At 57.8% G+C, this 230-nt stretch carries 1 protein-coding gene; it reads left to right on the top strand.

Translation table 11 applies throughout. The annotated features are described in order from the left end of the window. Positions 1 to 230: insulinase family protein (locus R0J87_RS25340; protein ID WP_498889779.1), on the top strand; the 230-nt coding region annotated here is incomplete at both ends.

Raw genomic sequence — 230 nt, 5'->3', positions numbered from 1 at the left:
CTCGATGTCGTCACGCTTGTTCCAGGAAATCCGCGAAGACCGCGGGCTTGCCTATTCAGTCTATTCCTATCACTCGGCCTACTCGGACCACGGCACCCTTGCGATATACGGGGGCACTGCCGACCACCAAGTGGGGGAAGTAGAGGAATTGATCCGCACATCGCTCCAAGGCATGCGGGAAGGGGATATCAGCGAGTCGGAAATCGCGGATTCCCGCGAGCAGCTAAAAG

The sequence above is a fragment of the Halomonas sp. SIMBA_159 genome (assembly GCF_046536035.1).
Taxonomy (GTDB): domain Bacteria; phylum Pseudomonadota; class Gammaproteobacteria; order Pseudomonadales; family Halomonadaceae; genus Vreelandella; species Vreelandella venusta_A.
This window is presented reverse-complemented; position numbering and strand designations above follow the sequence as displayed.